Annotated in this window: 17 protein-coding genes; 3 read left to right on the top strand and 14 right to left on the bottom strand. The window is 43.0% G+C overall.

Annotation, left to right across the window (positions count from 1 at the left end):
- Window positions 1–119 precede the first annotated feature (119 nt).
- The 6 genes from GCWU000321_RS01945 to GCWU000321_RS01970 form a co-directional block, all read right to left on the bottom strand.
- The gene (locus GCWU000321_RS01945; protein WP_040381096.1) at window positions 120–632 is read right to left on the bottom strand and encodes a CBS domain-containing protein; all 513 of its coding nucleotides are present in this window, start codon (window positions 630–632) and stop codon (window positions 120–122) included.
- A gap of 101 nt (window positions 633–733) precedes the next feature.
- Window positions 734–1213, bottom strand: a complete 480-nt coding sequence (rlmH, locus tag GCWU000321_RS01950) for a 23S rRNA (pseudouridine(1915)-N(3))-methyltransferase RlmH (protein ID WP_007069393.1) — start codon at window positions 1211–1213, stop codon at window positions 734–736.
- A complete protein-coding gene (locus GCWU000321_RS01955; RefSeq protein WP_007069394.1) occupies window positions 1213–2409 on the bottom strand; it encodes a S1C family serine protease in 1197 nt (398 codons plus the stop codon). The genes rlmH and GCWU000321_RS01955 overlap by 1 nt, the downstream gene beginning before the upstream one ends.
- 113 nt (window positions 2410–2522) lie before the next feature.
- Complete coding sequence (gene rny / locus GCWU000321_RS01960; protein ID WP_007069395.1) at window positions 2523–4106, bottom strand: ribonuclease Y; 1584 nt, start codon at window positions 4104–4106, stop codon at window positions 2523–2525.
- 223 nt (window positions 4107–4329) lie between these two features.
- Window positions 4330–4635: a hypothetical protein gene (locus tag GCWU000321_RS01965; RefSeq protein WP_007069397.1), complete on the bottom strand. Its 306-nt coding sequence runs from the start codon at window positions 4633–4635 to the stop codon at window positions 4330–4332.
- The gene (locus GCWU000321_RS01970; protein WP_040381097.1) at window positions 4632–5339 is read right to left on the bottom strand and encodes an MBL fold metallo-hydrolase; all 708 of its coding nucleotides are present in this window, start codon (window positions 5337–5339) and stop codon (window positions 4632–4634) included. Before GCWU000321_RS01970 ends, GCWU000321_RS01965 begins: the two co-directional genes overlap by 4 nt.
- Before the next feature lie 304 nt (window positions 5340–5643).
- Here GCWU000321_RS01970 and GCWU000321_RS01975 point away from each other — a divergent pair, with 304 nt between their 5' ends.
- Together GCWU000321_RS01975 and GCWU000321_RS01980 are read left to right on the top strand one after the other, a co-directional pair.
- Window positions 5644–5892 carry a GNAT family N-acetyltransferase gene (locus GCWU000321_RS01975; RefSeq protein ID WP_007069400.1) on the top strand — a complete coding sequence of 83 codons (249 nt, stop codon included), beginning with the start codon at window positions 5644–5646 and terminating at the stop codon, window positions 5890–5892.
- 68 nt (window positions 5893–5960) lie between these two features.
- Window positions 5961–6581 (top strand): HD-GYP domain-containing protein, encoded by a 621-nt coding sequence (locus GCWU000321_RS01980; protein WP_007069401.1) that lies wholly within the window; start codon window positions 5961–5963, stop codon window positions 6579–6581.
- A 268-nt stretch (window positions 6582–6849) separates the two neighbouring features.
- Here the strand turns inward: GCWU000321_RS01980 and GCWU000321_RS09680 are convergent, their stop codons facing one another.
- From GCWU000321_RS09680 to GCWU000321_RS09135, 3 genes are all read right to left on the bottom strand, one after another.
- Entirely contained in the window at window positions 6850–8202 is a 1353-nt protein-coding gene (locus GCWU000321_RS09680; RefSeq protein ID WP_007069402.1) for a hypothetical protein, read from the bottom strand.
- Between the two features lie 116 nt (window positions 8203–8318).
- The gene (locus tag GCWU000321_RS01990) at window positions 8319–9050 is read right to left on the bottom strand and encodes an SDR family NAD(P)-dependent oxidoreductase (RefSeq protein WP_007069403.1); all 732 of its coding nucleotides are present in this window, start codon (window positions 9048–9050) and stop codon (window positions 8319–8321) included.
- Window position 9051: 1 nt separating this feature from the next.
- A complete protein-coding gene (locus GCWU000321_RS09135) occupies window positions 9052–10179 on the bottom strand; it encodes a divergent polysaccharide deacetylase family protein (RefSeq protein WP_007069404.1) in 1128 nt (375 codons plus the stop codon).
- 106 nt (window positions 10180–10285) lie between these two features.
- Here GCWU000321_RS09135 and GCWU000321_RS02000 point away from each other — a divergent pair, with 106 nt between their 5' ends.
- A complete protein-coding gene (locus GCWU000321_RS02000; protein ID WP_007069405.1) occupies window positions 10286–11230 on the top strand; it encodes a D-2-hydroxyacid dehydrogenase in 945 nt (314 codons plus the stop codon).
- Between the two features lie 63 nt (window positions 11231–11293).
- Here GCWU000321_RS02000 and GCWU000321_RS02005 read toward each other — a convergent pair whose 3' ends face one another.
- From GCWU000321_RS02005 to rbfA, 5 genes are all read right to left on the bottom strand, one after another.
- On the bottom strand, window positions 11294–12499 hold the full coding sequence (locus tag GCWU000321_RS02005; RefSeq protein ID WP_040381100.1) for an aminotransferase-like domain-containing protein: 1206 nt from the start codon (window positions 12497–12499) through the stop codon (window positions 11294–11296).
- Between the two features lie 186 nt (window positions 12500–12685).
- Entirely contained in the window at window positions 12686–13609 is a 924-nt protein-coding gene (locus GCWU000321_RS02010; protein WP_007069407.1) for a bifunctional riboflavin kinase/FAD synthetase, read from the bottom strand.
- A gap of 6 nt (window positions 13610–13615) precedes the next feature.
- Window positions 13616–14467 carry a tRNA pseudouridine(55) synthase TruB gene (gene truB / locus GCWU000321_RS02015; RefSeq protein ID WP_007069408.1) on the bottom strand — a complete coding sequence of 284 codons (852 nt, stop codon included), beginning with the start codon at window positions 14465–14467 and terminating at the stop codon, window positions 13616–13618.
- Window positions 14467–15432 carry a DHH family phosphoesterase gene (locus tag GCWU000321_RS02020; protein WP_022027210.1) on the bottom strand — a complete coding sequence of 322 codons (966 nt, stop codon included), beginning with the start codon at window positions 15430–15432 and terminating at the stop codon, window positions 14467–14469. Before GCWU000321_RS02020 ends, truB begins: the two co-directional genes overlap by 1 nt.
- A complete protein-coding gene (rbfA, locus tag GCWU000321_RS02025; protein ID WP_007069410.1) occupies window positions 15422–15781 on the bottom strand; it encodes a 30S ribosome-binding factor RbfA in 360 nt (119 codons plus the stop codon). The genes GCWU000321_RS02020 and rbfA overlap by 11 nt, the downstream gene beginning before the upstream one ends.

Genomic DNA, 15781 nt, shown 5'->3' on the forward strand with positions numbered 1-15781 from the left:
AAGGTAAAAATCATTCGTATCATAGCAAAATTCAAAAATCTTTTCAAGGAACCTGATAAATCGGCTTTCATCATAAAAGAAAAATAAAGGGCAGCCACCATACCGCCCTTTATCACTCCCTATTCTTCTGTACTTTTATGGTTTTCTGACATCTTTTCTTCCAATTCAGTTGCCGCAATAGCACCCAGTATATCATGCCGTGTAATAATTCCTACAAGCCGGTTGGGCTTTTCGACAACCGGTACTGTTTTCAAATGTTCGTCAATCATAAGGTTCATGATTGTTTCCATATCTGTTTCCGGTGTCACACAGCGAACATCCTTTGTCATCAAATCCGCAGCCTGTGTCGCCAAAAGCTTTCTGAAAGATCTTTCATACCTGCCGAATCCGCAATAATAGATATTTGCACCTAAAATATCCAAATATGCCGGCACCTTAGGTTTCACTTTTTTATAAAGAAGATCACCTTCTGAAACAATTCCCAGCAACTCATTGTCGTCACCAACCACAGGAACAGCACTCACCGGGTGAGTAACAAATAATTTTACCAATTCATGAACAGTTACGTCAGGTGGAATGCTAAACACATACTTGGTCATAAAATCTTTCGCTTTGATTATTTTTTCCCCCATGATTATCCCTCCTGACATAATTTGAATTTGTATAGAAGAAAAACCTTCTTTTTATATCTTAAACAATTTTATCAAACTCCGCAAATAAACTTTAAATTTTTTTACAAATGGTATGGCTCATGATGATTAATTTTTACAGCACGATAAAGCTGTTCAAACAGTATCAATCTCGCCATCTGATGTGTAAAAGTCATCGGCCCCATTGATAACTTAAGATCAGCACGCGCTTGGATATTTTTCCCATTACCATAGGGACCACCAATTATGAAATAAAAATGGCTCGTACCCATGATGGTCTTTTGCGCGATCCATGCGGCCAATTCTTCAGAAGAAACTTTCTTCCCATTCATGTCCAGCAGCACCACACAACCTGAGTCTTGAATTGATCTCAGAAGCTTTTCTCCCTCTTTTTCCAGCACCTTTCCTTTTACAGCCGCAGAAGGATTTTCCGGCATCTTTTCTTCATCACTCTCTAAAACATCCATTTTTGCCACGGGCTTCAGACGTTTAGAGTATTCTTCAATACCCTCCCGCATCCATTTCTCTTTTATCTTTCCAATAGCCCGGATCGAGAATCTCATTACTGATCACTTTCAGATACCGATGACAAAAGAATTTCCGTTGTTTCGCTTCTGCCATTATGTTCATACACCAGGGAAATCCTGTCTCCAGGTCTATGAGCATCAATAATTTCCCTCATTTCTTTTACGGTATTGACCGTTTTGCCATCAATAGATAAAATATAATCCCCTATATGGACATCAGTCAAACTCAGAGGACTGTTCTTCGCCACTTTCATGACAAGAACTCCCGAGTCATGATCCCATTGATATCCATAGCGGGCTGCAATATCCTTATCCGCCGCATAAACTCCCAAATATGCTCTGACCACCTTGCCATTGGCAATAAGCTGTTCAATAATTCCCTTCGCCTGATTAATAGGAATAGAAAACCCCATTCCCTCAATGCCTTCCTTGGATATTTTCGCACTGTTAATTCCTACGACTTTCCCATCTGCCGTCACAAGAGCACCACCGGAATTTCCCGGATTGATGGCCGCATCAGTCTGAATTAATTTAAAACGCTGATCAATATCGTCAAGCGACCTGTTTAATGCACTGATAACACCAACCGTAACTGTCCCTTGAAATTCAAGACCGAGGGGATTCCCTATAGCAATCGCAGTTTCCCCTATCTGAAGTGCGTCAGAATCACCAAGGACCGCCACAGGCAAGCTATCGCTGCTATCAATTTTTACCACCGCCAAATCAGTAGACGCATCGGTTCCCACTACTTTGCCGGGGACAGTCTGTCCATTGGAAAGAGAAACATTAACTTCTTTGCTGCCTGACACGACATGATTATTCGTAACAATATATCCCTTCTTATCAAAAATAACACCGGAACCGACACTCTGCCCCACCGCCACACGGCGGTTAAAAATATCTTTATCATAAACCCGCGTCGTGATCCCAACGACAGCCGGACCAACTTCTTTGACCGCCTGTACAACAGCCGTATTTCTGATTGCCGGCAGCTCCTCCACTTTTTTCTGTTCTGTCTGTGGAAAGGAATAAGAAGATTCCGCTTTGTTTCCCTGCTTGTTTCCCGGAATAATATCACCGAAGAAACATCCCCCTATGAAACTGGTAATCAAAAGAACCACTGCCGCGGCCGCCAGTTTTTTCCGCCCTGAAGAGAACTTATCCGTCTGCAATTCTATATTTTTCCCCTGTTCTTTTAATTGTCTGTCCATTTCTTCTCTGTCCATATTCATGACCTCACAATATTCAAAAAATATTTTACAGTGTTTTTCATTATATCATAAATGGTTTTCCCCGTTCCAAAAGCACAAAAAAGAGAATCCCCCGAAAAGGACTCCCTTTTATCTTATTTTGCAAAATCGATAGCCCGTGTTTCTCGAATAATAACTACCTTCACCTGCCCCGGATACTGCAGCTCCTTCTCAATTTGCTGGGCAATATCATGAGAAAGAATCACAGCCTGGTCTTCATTAACCTTTTCAGGCTTTACAATGACTCTGATTTCACGGCCTGCCTGGATAGCATAACAACTGGATACCCCCGGATATGAACGGGCAATATCTTCCAATTTCGTCAGTCTCTTGATATAATTTTCAAGCGTCTCCCTCCTGGCACCCGGTCTAGCCGCAGAAACAGCATCAGCCGCCGCTACAAGAACCGCCTCTACGCATACGGCTTCCGTGTCGCCATGATGTGATGCAATAGCATTGATGACCTGCATCGGTTCATGGTATTTCTGCGCCAGTTCCACGCCAAGTTCCACATGGGTGCCTTCCTGTTCACGATCTACCGCTTTACCAATATCATGGAGCAAGCCAGCCCGTTTTGCCATATCCGCGTCTGCACCGACTTCCGCCGCAAGAATACCTGCAAAGTAGGAAGTATCGATACAGTGCTGGAGAACATTTTGTCCATAACTCGTTCTATATTTCAAACGCCCCAGTATCTTAATCAGATCAGGATGCATGCCGCTAATTCCACACTGGAGTACCGCTTCTTCACCGGCCTCACGAATCGCTTTATCCACTTCTTTCTTTGTCTTTGCCACAACTTCCTCAATTCTTGCAGGATGGATTCGTCCATCTTTCACAAGACTTTCCAGGGACAATCTGGCAATTTCACGGCGAATCGGATCGAAACAGGACAGAATAACCGCTTCAGGTGTATCATCAATAATCAAATCAACACCGGTCAATGTTTCAATTGCGCGTATATTCCGCCCTTCACGTCCGATAATACGGCCCTTCATTTCTTCATTCGGCAGGGAAACTACCGAAACCGTTGTTTCAGAAACTGTATCAGCAGCGTTTCTTTGAATAGCAGCTGCTATGATTTCACGCGCTTTGTTATCAGAAGTCAGCTTGATTTCTTCTTCTGCCGCCCTGATACGGACCGCCTTTTCATGTGCCAACTCATCATTAACGCGGGCAAGAATCATTTCCTTCGCCTGATCACGGGTAAGATGTGAAATTTCTTCCAGCTTCGTCTGCTGCATAACACATAAATTATCCACTTTTTCTTTCTGTGCCTTCAGCTGGGTTTCCTTCTTTGCCAACACACTTTCCCGCTGTTCCAGATTACTGCTTCTTGCGTCCAAATTACTTTCCTTCTGAACCAGACGCTGCTCATAACGCTGCAATTCATCGCGGCGCCCCTTATGCTCCTGTTCTACCTCTTCACGGAGTTTATGAAGTTCTTCTCTGGTTTGTACAATTGTCTCTTTTTTCAGCGTCTCCGCTTCACGCAAAGCATTTTCTCTTTCTTTTTCCGCCGATGCAACAAGCTGTGCAGCTTTTTCTTCAGCAGAACCGATCCTTGCTTCAGCAATACGTCTGCGGAGTAAGTATCCTATACCAGCACCAATTACAGCTGCAATAATCCCTGCTATGATAACGTACAATAAGATTTCATCTTTCTCCAAGTTTTTCACCTCTTTTCTTTATATATTTTAGTTTCAATTGGAAATAAACACTAAAAAAGTACAATCTTTCGATTGACTAATTCAATTTTAGAATCTTTGCAATTTATTGTCAAGATGGAAAACTCCCAAAAATCCGATAAATACGAATATTCCAAAACTATATTTTCAGTTTATCCTCAATAAATTGCAGACAAGCCGCTTGCTTATACCCAAAATTTCCGCTTTCCCTTTTTCATGAATGGCTCCTGCCTCCACCGGTCATCGACCAGATAAGAAGGGCACCAAAAGCAACCCACGACATAGAATGAGTGAGTATGCCCAAGTCTGTCAGAATATTAATTATCGTAAGCCCTGCCATAAAAAGTATATTAGACCGGAAGTCTGAAAACCGGTCACGCCGAAGTATAAACCAAGAAGCCGCTAAAATCAGCAGGTTCACAGCAATAACCGCTTCGAAATAAAATAAGAGTGGTACCATCTGTAAGATAAAACTTCCTGCAAACATGAGCAGCATAATATAAATCCATGTATAAGTCATTTTACTTCTCCCACATAAACATCGCCCTCCGCCTTCGGTATCCATAAGGGAATATCGGGAAATCGCCAGCGGAATTCGTAAGACGGCGACCAACGGATTCCAAATGCATGCATTGGTACCAATGCTGTACTCACATCGAATTTCTCCAAAAATGCTTTGACTCCCCATTCTCTTGCCACCGCCTGTCGGGCGTCCACCGGGAAAAACACGATATTCATGGATACCCGGGGAATCCGTTCCAATTCTTTAAAATACTCATCGCGTGCTGCCAGATTATCAGAATCTCCTTCCCCGGCCCAGTGCCACCAGTTCAAATCACCTGCGTGGAAAACAGAAGCTTTCGGATGGTTAATTAAAAATGATCCCCCCACATCAGTGGATCCGAACATCTTGATTCGAAAATATTTTGTCACCATAAAATCTCCCACTTCCATGCAGTGGAGCATCTCATGATTTCTAAGCGTCAGTGTGCAGTCACGATGGATGAAATATCCTTCTGCCCGGCTTTCGAACCGATTAATCTCAGGATTAAAGTGATCCGCATGAAAATGACTCACAAAAAAATACAGCGGTTTTGATGAGACCTCACAAAGGTCATCCAACTTTCCTTCAGGATCCATGTAGTAATCAAAAACAAGAATACAGTCTTCCAGCTCACAGATGAACCCGCTATGGTGAAGATAGGTAATTTTAAATGTCCCCAAGACAACCTCCACAAAACAGAACTTATGTTTTCTATCGAAATATTTTTATAACAGTATAGATTTTTACTTGGATGTATAATTTCTTCTGACATCATATAATAAATTATAGCATAAGCTAATCTTGAAAAATAAAAGAAAATAGTGTTCCCGCCTGTATTCTTTACGCATTTTTAAGGCTGGTTCTCTCAGGAAAATTCGTCTTTCTTACCAGGGAAACAAATGCTGTCTTTCTTTCAATGAAACTTTGACATATCCTTATTTTCCTGTAAAATAAAATCTGTCTACCCAGGGGAGAAATGTCACTATGGTCACACATGATATTAAGAACCACAAATTTAAAATCGAATCACTGAAAGGCCTCTCCTGCCTTGAATATGATTTAACAGGTCATATCTTTACTGTACTCCATACCATCGTTCCGGCCGCATTATCCGGAAAGGGTTTAGCCGCCCAGCTCGCCGAAGCCGCCTATAGCTGGGCTGTCAAAAATCGGTATACAGTTCGTTCTGACTGCACTTACATGACCGCTTGGATGAAGCGGCATGAAAGATAAATTCTTTTCGGTTTAAACCGGAAAAACACCTACGGCTCTCTTTCTTATTTTTATGATTAAGGTTTTCTATGTACCCCACTTCGATATTCCAGTCTGCTGAACTAAGCATCGACGATAAAAATAAGCTGAATATGGTCATCAATCATCTCTTATTTTTGATGCGCATAAAATCAGTTTCTCTGTATGAGCACTCTCAGCGTGTCTCCAATTTAGCAGCAGCTACTGCCATTTACATGCGCCTTACCGCCAATGAAATCACGCTTATCCGCAATGCCGGCCTGCTTCATGACATCGGTCTCATCTGTGTACCCAACCATGTGCTGACCAATTACCCCTATGTCTCCAAAAGAGACATCCAGGTCTATAAAAGACATCCTGACTTAGGAGCTAACATACTGGAGTCCTGTCCCGGCATGGAGGATCTCATTCCTCTTATTCGTTTCCACCATGAACGTTGGGATGGCACAGGATATCCGAAACATCTGAAAAAGATCAATATTCCTTTGGGGGCCAGAATTATTGCGCTGGCCTCTTACTATGACGATGTTATTTTTTCTTCGCCCAACTTTAAACATAAAGACCGGCCGGAAGTTTCCCGTGCCATCTTCAGCGGATCCGGAATCCTTTTCGATCCCGATGTAGTTTCCGCATTTTTAAATGTAGTCTTCCATAATCTGAAAATAGGATAATTAAGTTTCATGAAGCATCTTAAAAAAAATCAATATGTACCGGGGCCTTGTATTCCGATTTTACATTTCCACATAAAATCCGCCTGCAGTTTGACATCTATATATCAAGCTGCAGGCGGATTTTTCATTTTATCGTTTTTTGAACCATGGATGGTTTGTACGTTTGAACCGCCACCGCCTTTTACTCCAGGGGCTTACAGGGCGCCATACGACATTTCTATGATGTTCTTTATTCAATCCCGTAATATCAGGTGCTGGTTTAAATCCTTTATTTTTTTGTCTTTTCAGAAGATTTCCCAACAGTTTCCTGAGAAAATTCACTGCCTTCAATAGCCCCTCCCTTTGCATTACGATCTTTTGCCCGAATTTGAGCGGCCCGTTCTTCCGTTTTCGTACGAAAATCATCCACATACCCCAGAATATCGGCTTTGGCACGGTTGGCAGCAGCAAAAACATTTCTTCTGTAATCGTCTGCCCTCGCATTCACCTTCTCTTTCAATTCATTTGCTTTATCCTGCGCAATTTCAGTCTGGGTACGAACTTGTTCCTTCAATTTATCTGCCTGGACTTTTGCTTCCTGCATCTGGATTCTCGCTTGGGCTTTCAGTTTTTCCGATTTCAGTTTGGCCTGTTCAGCCCGAATTTCCGATTGGCGCCTCATTTCTTCTTTTTTCTTCTGCAATTCCTCCATCTGTTCTTTTGCCTGCTCTTTCATCTCAGAAGCTTTTTGCCGTGCCTCTTCCTGAAGTTTTCTTGACTTCACTCTGGCAACAGCACGCAAATTTTTTGCTGTCTTTTCGGCTGTTTCCTTTGCTATTTCTGCTGCGCCAATAGTAGTGTATTTTGCTTTTTCAATCTGTTCATCAGTCATCCCGGCTTTTTTCAAGGCTGTAACAAGCTGTTCACCCAGAAGGTTAAACGTATCTACCAGCTGGTCTGCCAGTTTATCCACAGCTTCATGCGCTTTTTCAGGATATACATCGTCAACTGTCTTTTTAATTTCTTTCGTAAAATCTCTCTTTTCATCGCCAAGGGGAATATCCTTTTCAGGATTTTCTTTAATTTCTCCAACCAGCGTATTACCCTCCGCTCGTCCTTCTTCAAAGACCGCCTTATAGGGTCTCGTATCATCAGGCATTCCGTCTTTAATCCAACGGACGGCCGCTTTTCCCAATCCATAAGTTACGGAAATCCCGATGGGAATCTGGATAAACGGAATCGGTAAAAGTGTAGCAACGGTTGTGCCGACAACGGTTGCCCCTAAAGAACCGATAAAGGAAAGAACCGCTTTCTGCGGAACATCTACTCCATAAACGCTTCCAATTTTAGAAATCATGTATACTTCATTGGCAATAAGAGACACCGTCCCCAAAAGTGGAGCCGCCACGATCACGCCTGCGCGGGCAGCCGCCCAGTGAATCAAACCTTCCGCCTCTTTATCACGATCATCAATAAAGGTAACTTCCACATCAGCTTCCGGTGTTTCAAGGTGAACTTCGGGCACATTCTCCATATCTTCCGCTGTGGCCTCAACAGATTCTTTCACCTCTTGCACAGCCTCCTTCGCAGCACCGACTGCTGTTTTTTTTATTTCTTCCACACTCTTGTCTCCGTTCATCATGCCCTCCTGTCTTTTCGGCTCAGCCGATTACATTTATGCCGCTTACGGCTTAATTATACTAAATCAACATTTCCTTATCTATGACCATTATATCCTTTATCAGAACAAAATCATACTTACCAGTCCGTCAATCCTCCATCGACAGGAATAACCGCACCTGTCATATAAGAAGACTTTTCGGAAATAAGGAAGGCAATCACCTGCCCTATTTCTTCTGCATCGGCAATTCGCATAAGAGGATACCAATTTTTCATTTCATTTATCGAACCGCCGTAAGTTTGAAGCTGCTTTTCCAAAAGAGGCGTCGCCACGTCTCCGGGACAAACCACATTGGCCCGCACGTTATCCACTGCCAATTCAAGCGCCAACGAACGGGTAAAAGCGGTAACCGCCCCTTTCGTCGCGCTGTACAAGCTGCACTGTACATTTCCCTGAATGGCAGCATCGGAAGCCACCGTTACAATGCTCCCTCCATGCATACGTAAGAACGGGACAGCTGCGCGGAGTAATTTTATTGTACCGAAAATGTTTACTTCAAAGAATTTCTGCATTTCTTCGTCTGTTACATTATCCAAAAGACCTTCCGTATAAATACCGGCACAGGACACGACGCCTCTGATTTCTCCAAAGGATGCAGCCTTTTCAATTGCGTTTTTCACTATCCTTGTATTTGTCACATCACAGGGAATAAAGATGCTGCCTTGAGCTTCTTCCTGCGCCCCGCGCCCCTTACTCATGTCTCGACCGAGCAGAATTGTTTTCCACCCTTCTGACGCAAGGATTTTTGCCGTAGCCAATCCGATTCCCGATGTACCGCCGGAAATAATAACTACTTTGTTTTTTTCCATCTTACCACCTTAACAAAGACGATACATAAACAAATTCGATTCCCTGCGCCTGAAGCTGTGGGACAATATCGCGAAATACCGCTGCCGTATGAGGGCGGCAATGCCCAATGATAATATAGCTGCCGCGGGCTTTCGCCCGATTGGCCCCTTCCTGTATCATCGCCCGGATTTCACCTTCATCGGCAGAATTATCCACAAATAAATCATTCCTTGCATAGGGAACGCCATATGAGGCTGCCGCACTGTCAGCCGCAGTCGTGGTATTGGTACGGCTATCAAAAAAGAACAGCCCTCTGTGTGAAAGTTCATTCATTACAACACGCATGACCCTGGCATCAGTGGTGGCTCTTGAGCCTTGATGATTATTGATTCCCACCGCCTGCGGTATTTGTTCAAGCGATTCTTTCAGCATATATCGTATCGCTTCATCACTCATGGATGTTAATATGGTCTTTTCTTCCATGCCCGAACCTGAAACCGGCTCCATGGGCTGATGAAGAATAACAGGCATTCCATAACGGGACCATTCCGCTGCCGCTTCTGATGTGTACATTTTATTCGGCATAACGGCAAGCGTCAAAGGGACTCCAATCTCTTCATATATCCGCTGCGATTCCAAATCAAGTCCTGCATCATCTATAACTACCGCTAAACGGCCGGTCACCGACGAGGAGTTTCCTCCCGCTTTTTTCTCCGCCGGTTCTCTCTGCTTCGCTGCAGATGCCTTTAGTCGCGTATCAGAAGGGTTCTTTTCCTCACGCTTTGTAAGGATGTTATTTCCATCGCCGTTGTTTCCTTTATTTTCCCCGCCTTTAAGTCTATTCATGAACTCTTTGATAATGGACTGTGGCTCTTTCTTCACCTCTTCCACTCTGCCGCCGCTTTTCCCTTTTCCATCTCTTTCAGAAGACTCCTCGCCAAAAAGATGATGGATCGCAGTATTCACCGAAACCATTGTTTCTTTTTCATCAGAAAAAGGATGTGCCACCGTGCAAGATGCCACCGATATGACAACTAAGAAAAACAGTAAAAGTAACAGGGAATGCCCTCTACTCTTCTTTCTTCGGCGGACAACTTTTCGTTTCCCTGTAAAAGATGTTCTTTTCAATGTTCTTTTTCTCTCTGCCATTTTATCTCCATCGTGAATTTATTTCCTTAATTATAATCAAACTATCTCTATTCATAAACCCCTTTCAGGAAAATGATATAATCAATTACAGAAAGGATGTGCTTCTATGAAACTTGTGATTCTTAATAAAATTTCAGAAGAAAAATTGACAGAATTTCGGAATGCCGTTCCCGGATCCGTTATAGAGTCATACCCATCTCCCTGTGACGCACTCTCTCATGTATCGGATGCCGATGCGATCGCCATGTGGGGATTTCAAAATGTGCAGCCTTTTCTGGAAGCATCACCCCATGTTCGCTGGATTCATTCTCTGTCAGATGGTGTAGAACACCTTCTTACAAAAGATATGTTAAAAAGGCCCATTATACTGACAAACTCTCACGGCATCCATGACCACGCTGTTGCCGATCATACATTAGCGCTTCTCTTGAGTCTGGTACGCTGCCTTCCCATCATGATCCGCCAACAAGATCAAAAAATTTGGAAACGGCCGAAAACGGATTCCCTTTACCAAAAGACTGTTGCCATCATTGGTTATGGCAGCATCGGAAAAGCAATCGCCCAACGGATAAAAGGTTTCAACACAAAAATACTTGCTGTAAAAAAACATATATCTGATGACCCTTTCACCGACCAAGTCTACACGGCAGATCAGATAAAAGACGTTCTCCCGAAGGCAGACATCACCATTGCTGCTTTGCCTTCCACCCCCGAAACAAATGAGTTCTTCGGAAAAAAAGAATTTTCTCTGATGAAAAAAACTTCTTTCTTCATCAATATCGCAAGAGCTTCCGTAGTAAATGAAAACGCGCTGGTGGAAGCGCTTTCGGAACATCGTATTGCCGGCGCTGCGCTAGACGTATTTGAAAAAGAACCGCTGCCGGAAAACCATCCTTTCTGGTCCATGGAAAATGTTATCATCAGTCCGCATTCTGCTTCTTTCACGCCGGACTCATGGAACCATGTGCTTGAATTACTGAAAAATAATTTTATCGCTTTCTCTAAAGGCGAAAAACTTACTAATGAAATAAATAAGACGAAAGGCTACTAAACTCTGTACTATAAAAATCCATGCTGTCAATTGCATGGATTTTTATAGTGTTATTTTTATTGTTTATTTCACAGTCAGATAAGATTTCAACGCTTCTGCAAGACGCCTGATGCCTTCGACAGTTTTTTCGTCATCATTGTAAGAGAAATTCAGCCGGAAATAATTCCTTTTGCCGGAGGCAGGGAAGAAACTGTCTCCCGGCACATAAGCTACTTTTCTTTTGATTGCCTCCGCGAAGAGGTCCCGCGCATCACAGCCGTCCGGTAATTCTACCCAAAGGAACAGACCTCCATGGGGATAGGTACACTTTACATCAGCAGGGAAATGTTTTTTTATTGCGTCACACATGACATCACGTCGATGAGCGTATAATCTGCAATTTTCCTCGACATGTCTTTCAAAGTCATAATTCTGCATGTAGAGTGCCACTTCACGCTGTGTAACGGAAGGTGTATGAAGGTCGGTGGATCCTTTAACCAGATCCATTTTAGCAAGGATATCATCATTGCAGACCATCCATGCCAAACGCATTCCCGGTGCCAGCGTTTTTGAAAAAGTACCGGAATACATAACTAAATGCTTTGGATCCATAGAAATTAAAGGCGCAATTTCTTCTCCTTCAAAGCGAAGATCACCATAAGGATTATCTTCAAATACAGGAATCTCATACTTTGTTGCCAATTCCATCAATTTCCGGCGGCGTTCCAATGACCAGCAAATACCCGTAGGATTCTGATAATTGGGAATTACATAAATAAATTTTACTCTTTCCGTCGTTTGGATAAGCTTTTCCAATTCTTCTGGAATCATTCCTTCCCCATCAGTAGGAACTTCCACGAATTTAGGCTGCTCCAATGCAAATGCCCCGATAGCACCAAGATAAGAAGGGCTCTCAATAAGAACAACGTCATCCTTATCAAGGAATACGCGGCCGGTAATATCTAATCCCTGTTGGGATCCTGTAACAATCATGATATTCTTTGCGGAAATTTCCGTCATACCCATGGGAACATACATACGGTTCATGCGGGCGGCAATAGCTTCACGAAGCCCCATAAATCCTAAAGACGGACCATACTGCATAGCACCGGCTCCGTCTTCCTGTCTGACTTTAACTGCCACCTCTTCCAGTTCCTTCAGGGGAAACGTTATAGGTGCAGGAAGCCCGCCCGCAAAAGAAATAATATCCGGCTGGGCTGTCAATGCCAGCAACGGACCAAGGTCCGAGCCTTTCATCTTGCCAAGTACTTCAGAAAAACGAATCGCCATAGTACATCTCTCCTTTACTTCACGCATCATTCATCGAAATGCTTTCCTCATAAAATATCTTCAAACGAAGTTCATGAAAATACATTATGAATACATGTATTGTAAGTCTCTTATATTATAGTGTCAATTCAAATATGCATGAGAACCAAAATAAAAGCATAAGAACACTTGTCCCCATGCTTCCGGCTATACTTCTAAAATCTGTTTGGCTCTCTTTATATCTTCTTCAATCTGCCTGCACAGTGCCTCTATATCAGGAAACTGCTTTTCTTCGCGAATCTTCTCAATCCATTCCAATGCAAAAGGAGCATCATAAATCTTTTCATCAAAGGAGAATATAAATGTTTCTATGGATCTTTCTTTGTTTCCAAAAGTCGGATTGGTTCCCACATTTGTTACAGAAGGATATTGTCTCCCTCTAATAAAAGCCCGTGTCGCATACACACCGTCCCCGGGAACCGCTCTTTCCCTCTCTGGCTTTAAATTTGCCGTAGGAAATCCGAGCACCTCAGTTCCCCGTCGGAATCCATGAATTATATCGCCACAAATACGGTATGGGCGGCCAAGAAAATATCCCGCTTTCTTTACATCCCCCTGCAAGATACACTTCCGGATCCGTGTACTGGAAATCACGCCGCCTTCCGCTTTTTCCAATTTAACAATTTGAATAAATACACCTTTATCGAGAAAATAGGAATTCAGCAGTTCCGCATTCCCTTCAGCATTTTTCCCGAAAGTAAAATTTTCTCCCGTTACGATCCCGCAAAGTGAAGTAATTCTTGAAAGTGATTGTAAAAATCTCCCTGCGCTTTGTCCGAGAAATTCTTCCGTCGGACTGATGACCACAGTTGTCTCAAATCCCATCTGCTTAAACAATTCCTCTTTCTCGCTTTCTGACAGAAGAAGCTGTATAGACGCAGAAGGTAATAATACAGTCAATGGGTGGGGGTAAAAAGTGACAGCCACAGGCATCGCTTTTTTCTCTCTTGCCAACTGCAGACACGCCTGCAATACCGCCTGATGCCCGCGGTGGACACCGTCAAAAAAACCAAAAGCCAGTACTACCGGCCGTTTTTCAGGCAGTTGATCCAATGTTTTAATAATATTCATAGTCTCTCACGAAAATACTTTCTTTGGATGTAATACACCATTTTCTATAAATGCTGTCCCTAAAAACCGTTCTTCTTGAAATACCGCAGTAACTTCCATATCCGGCAAAGCAGTACGCAGCCTTTTCCCCTGAAGAAAATCTTTTGCTGCATCTTCCGAAAGCGATACATTCTCCAGATTGGATAAGAGCAGACTTATATCCGTCATAAGGCAGTCTTTAGGATTTCTTTCTATTTCTTCCAACGTTTTCGCCTGTCCAATAGAAAACACCCCCATTTTCGTCCGAAGAAGAAATGACATGGCAAGAGGCACCCCCATCTTATTTCCTAAATCACGTCCCAGTGCCCTTACATAAGTACCTGCGGAACAGGTCACTGAAAGACGAATGTAAGGCGATTGGATCTCCCGTATCTGTAAATGATATACTTCCACCTTGCGGGAAGGCAATATCACCTGTTTACCATTCCTTGCCAACTGGTACGCCCGTTTTCCATCCACCATTATGGCAGAGTAAGAAGATGGTATTTGCTCTATAATGCCTGTAAATTTCGACGCCACCCTTTCCCATAATGAGATATCAGAGCAGACTTTGCCTGTTTTTATAATCCTTCCTGTCATATCCTCAGTATCCGTCGCCAGCCCCATGACGAATTCCGCTTCATATGTTTTTCTATGTATAGGCGCATATTCAATCAATCGAGCTGAGCGTCCCAGAAATACAGGAAGCACGCCTGCTGCCATAGGATCCAGTGTTCCGCCGTGACCAATCTTTTTCTGTCCATAAATGCGGCGCAGACAAGCAATGACATCAAACGAAGTCATTCCTGCAGGTTTCAATACATTAAGAACACCATCCATCAGAGGTATTTCTCCGCTTTTTCTACGAATACTCTCTCGCAGTCAGAAAGTGTTCCGTTCATCGTACACCCTGATGCTTTCCAATGTCCGCCGCCGCCAAATTCAGCTGCCAGATCTGCCACATTCGCATAATTTAAAGAGCGCAGCGAAACGCGGTATTCGTCCTGCTCTTTATATTTAAAAAGTGCCGCAATCTCCGCACCCTTAATGCAGCGGGGAATAGAGGCGTAATAATCAGAATTTTCTCCATCCAGCGCCATAGCCTCTTTATTCATATAAGCAACAACAATCTTTCCGTCCTTATATGAATGGACGGTATCGGCAACAAGTTTGTAACACTTCATCGCTTCTTCTGTTTTTTCATCAAGTTTATTGGAAATATAGGACGGATCTGCTCCCATTTTTACCAGACGGCTTGCCATAAGGAGCGTATGTTCAGAAGTACAGCTGAATTTGAAAAATCCGCTGTCCGTTCCGATCCCCATATAAAGTGCATTACAGGTATCCCTATCCAGCTTCAAACCCATAGCAAAAAACATTTCCGCAAGCATTTCTGCTGTCGCTGCATACTTGTATTTTAAATATAAATAGTCAGTATACTTTTCATTTGTCTGATGATGGTCAATACATAAACTTGGCACATCGGGAAAATTAAAATCTCCGCCACGGGAAATATTCGCCAGATCCGTAAAAACCATAGCATCATATGTCCCGTCTTCAGGTATTTCCATTAATACCTTTGCTGACGACTTCACAAGAGTAAAAGCCGACGGAACGGGATCAGGCAAAATCATATCCGCAGTTTTCCCCATGGATACAAGAACATTGTAAAGGGCACAAAGCGAACCCACATCATCTCCGTCAGGATGTTCATGTCCTGCCAAAAGGAAATGATCATGCTCATGCAGGAAAGCAACGGCTTCTTCCATTTCTATTTCTTTTGCCTGTCCAATCTTAATTCCCATTGCCATCCTCCTCGTGGATCTTTTTCAGAAGTCCTTCAATATGCATTCCATAATCAAGAGACTTATCTTCTTCAAAAGAAATTTCAGGAGTATAATACACTTTCAGACGGGTTCCCAATTCTTTTCGAATGAAACCTTTTGATTTATTCAAAACCATGAGAGATTCTTTTCTCTCTTCTTCTTGTCCAAAAAGGCTTACATAAACAGTAGCTTCCCGAAGGTCTCCCGTTAGTTTGACTCCCGTCACAGTAACAAAACCGAGCCTTGGATCTTTCAGTTCGCGGAGGAGCATATTCCCTACTTCCTGCTTGATAAACTCCTGCATTTTCCTTACTCTTAATTCCGACAT

The organism is Dialister invisus DSM 15470, assembly GCF_000160055.1.
Lineage (GTDB): Bacteria > Bacillota > Negativicutes > Veillonellales > Dialisteraceae > Dialister > Dialister invisus.

Excerpts from the sequence above, each read along its gene's own strand:
- GCWU000321_RS01945 (WP_040381096.1), bottom strand. The coding sequence starts at position 632 with ATGGGGGAAAAAATAATCAAAGCGAAAGATTTTATGACCAAGTATGTG.
- rlmH (WP_007069393.1), bottom strand. The coding sequence starts at position 1,213 with ATGAGATTCTCGATCCGGGCTATTGGAAAGATAAAAGAGAAATGGATG.
- GCWU000321_RS01955 (WP_007069394.1), bottom strand. The coding sequence starts at position 2,409 with ATGAATATGGACAGAGAAGAAATGGACAGACAATTAAAAGAACAGGGG.
- GCWU000321_RS01965 (WP_007069397.1), bottom strand. The coding sequence starts at position 4,635 with ATGACTTATACATGGATTTATATTATGCTGCTCATGTTTGCAGGAAGT.
- GCWU000321_RS01975 (WP_007069400.1), top strand. The coding sequence starts at position 5,644 with ATGGTCACACATGATATTAAGAACCACAAATTTAAAATCGAATCACTG.
- GCWU000321_RS01980 (WP_007069401.1), top strand. The coding sequence starts at position 5,961 with ATGTACCCCACTTCGATATTCCAGTCTGCTGAACTAAGCATCGACGAT.
- GCWU000321_RS09680 (WP_007069402.1), bottom strand. The coding sequence starts at position 8,202 with ATGATGAACGGAGACAAGAGTGTGGAAGAAATAAAAAAAACAGCAGTC.
- GCWU000321_RS01990 (WP_007069403.1), bottom strand. The coding sequence starts at position 9,050 with ATGGAAAAAAACAAAGTAGTTATTATTTCCGGCGGTACATCGGGAATC.
- GCWU000321_RS09135 (WP_007069404.1), bottom strand. The coding sequence starts at position 10,179 with ATGGCAGAGAGAAAAAGAACATTGAAAAGAACATCTTTTACAGGGAAA.
- GCWU000321_RS02000 (WP_007069405.1), top strand. The coding sequence starts at position 10,286 with ATGAAACTTGTGATTCTTAATAAAATTTCAGAAGAAAAATTGACAGAA.
- GCWU000321_RS02005 (WP_040381100.1), bottom strand. The coding sequence starts at position 12,499 with ATGGCGATTCGTTTTTCTGAAGTACTTGGCAAGATGAAAGGCTCGGAC.
- GCWU000321_RS02010 (WP_007069407.1), bottom strand. The coding sequence starts at position 13,609 with ATGAATATTATTAAAACATTGGATCAACTGCCTGAAAAACGGCCGGTA.
- truB (WP_007069408.1), bottom strand. The coding sequence starts at position 14,467 with ATGGATGGTGTTCTTAATGTATTGAAACCTGCAGGAATGACTTCGTTT.
- GCWU000321_RS02020 (WP_022027210.1), bottom strand. The coding sequence starts at position 15,432 with ATGGGAATTAAGATTGGACAGGCAAAAGAAATAGAAATGGAAGAAGCC.
- rbfA (WP_007069410.1), bottom strand. The coding sequence starts at position 15,781 with ATGTCGGAATTAAGAGTAAGGAAAATGCAGGAGTTTATCAAGCAGGAA.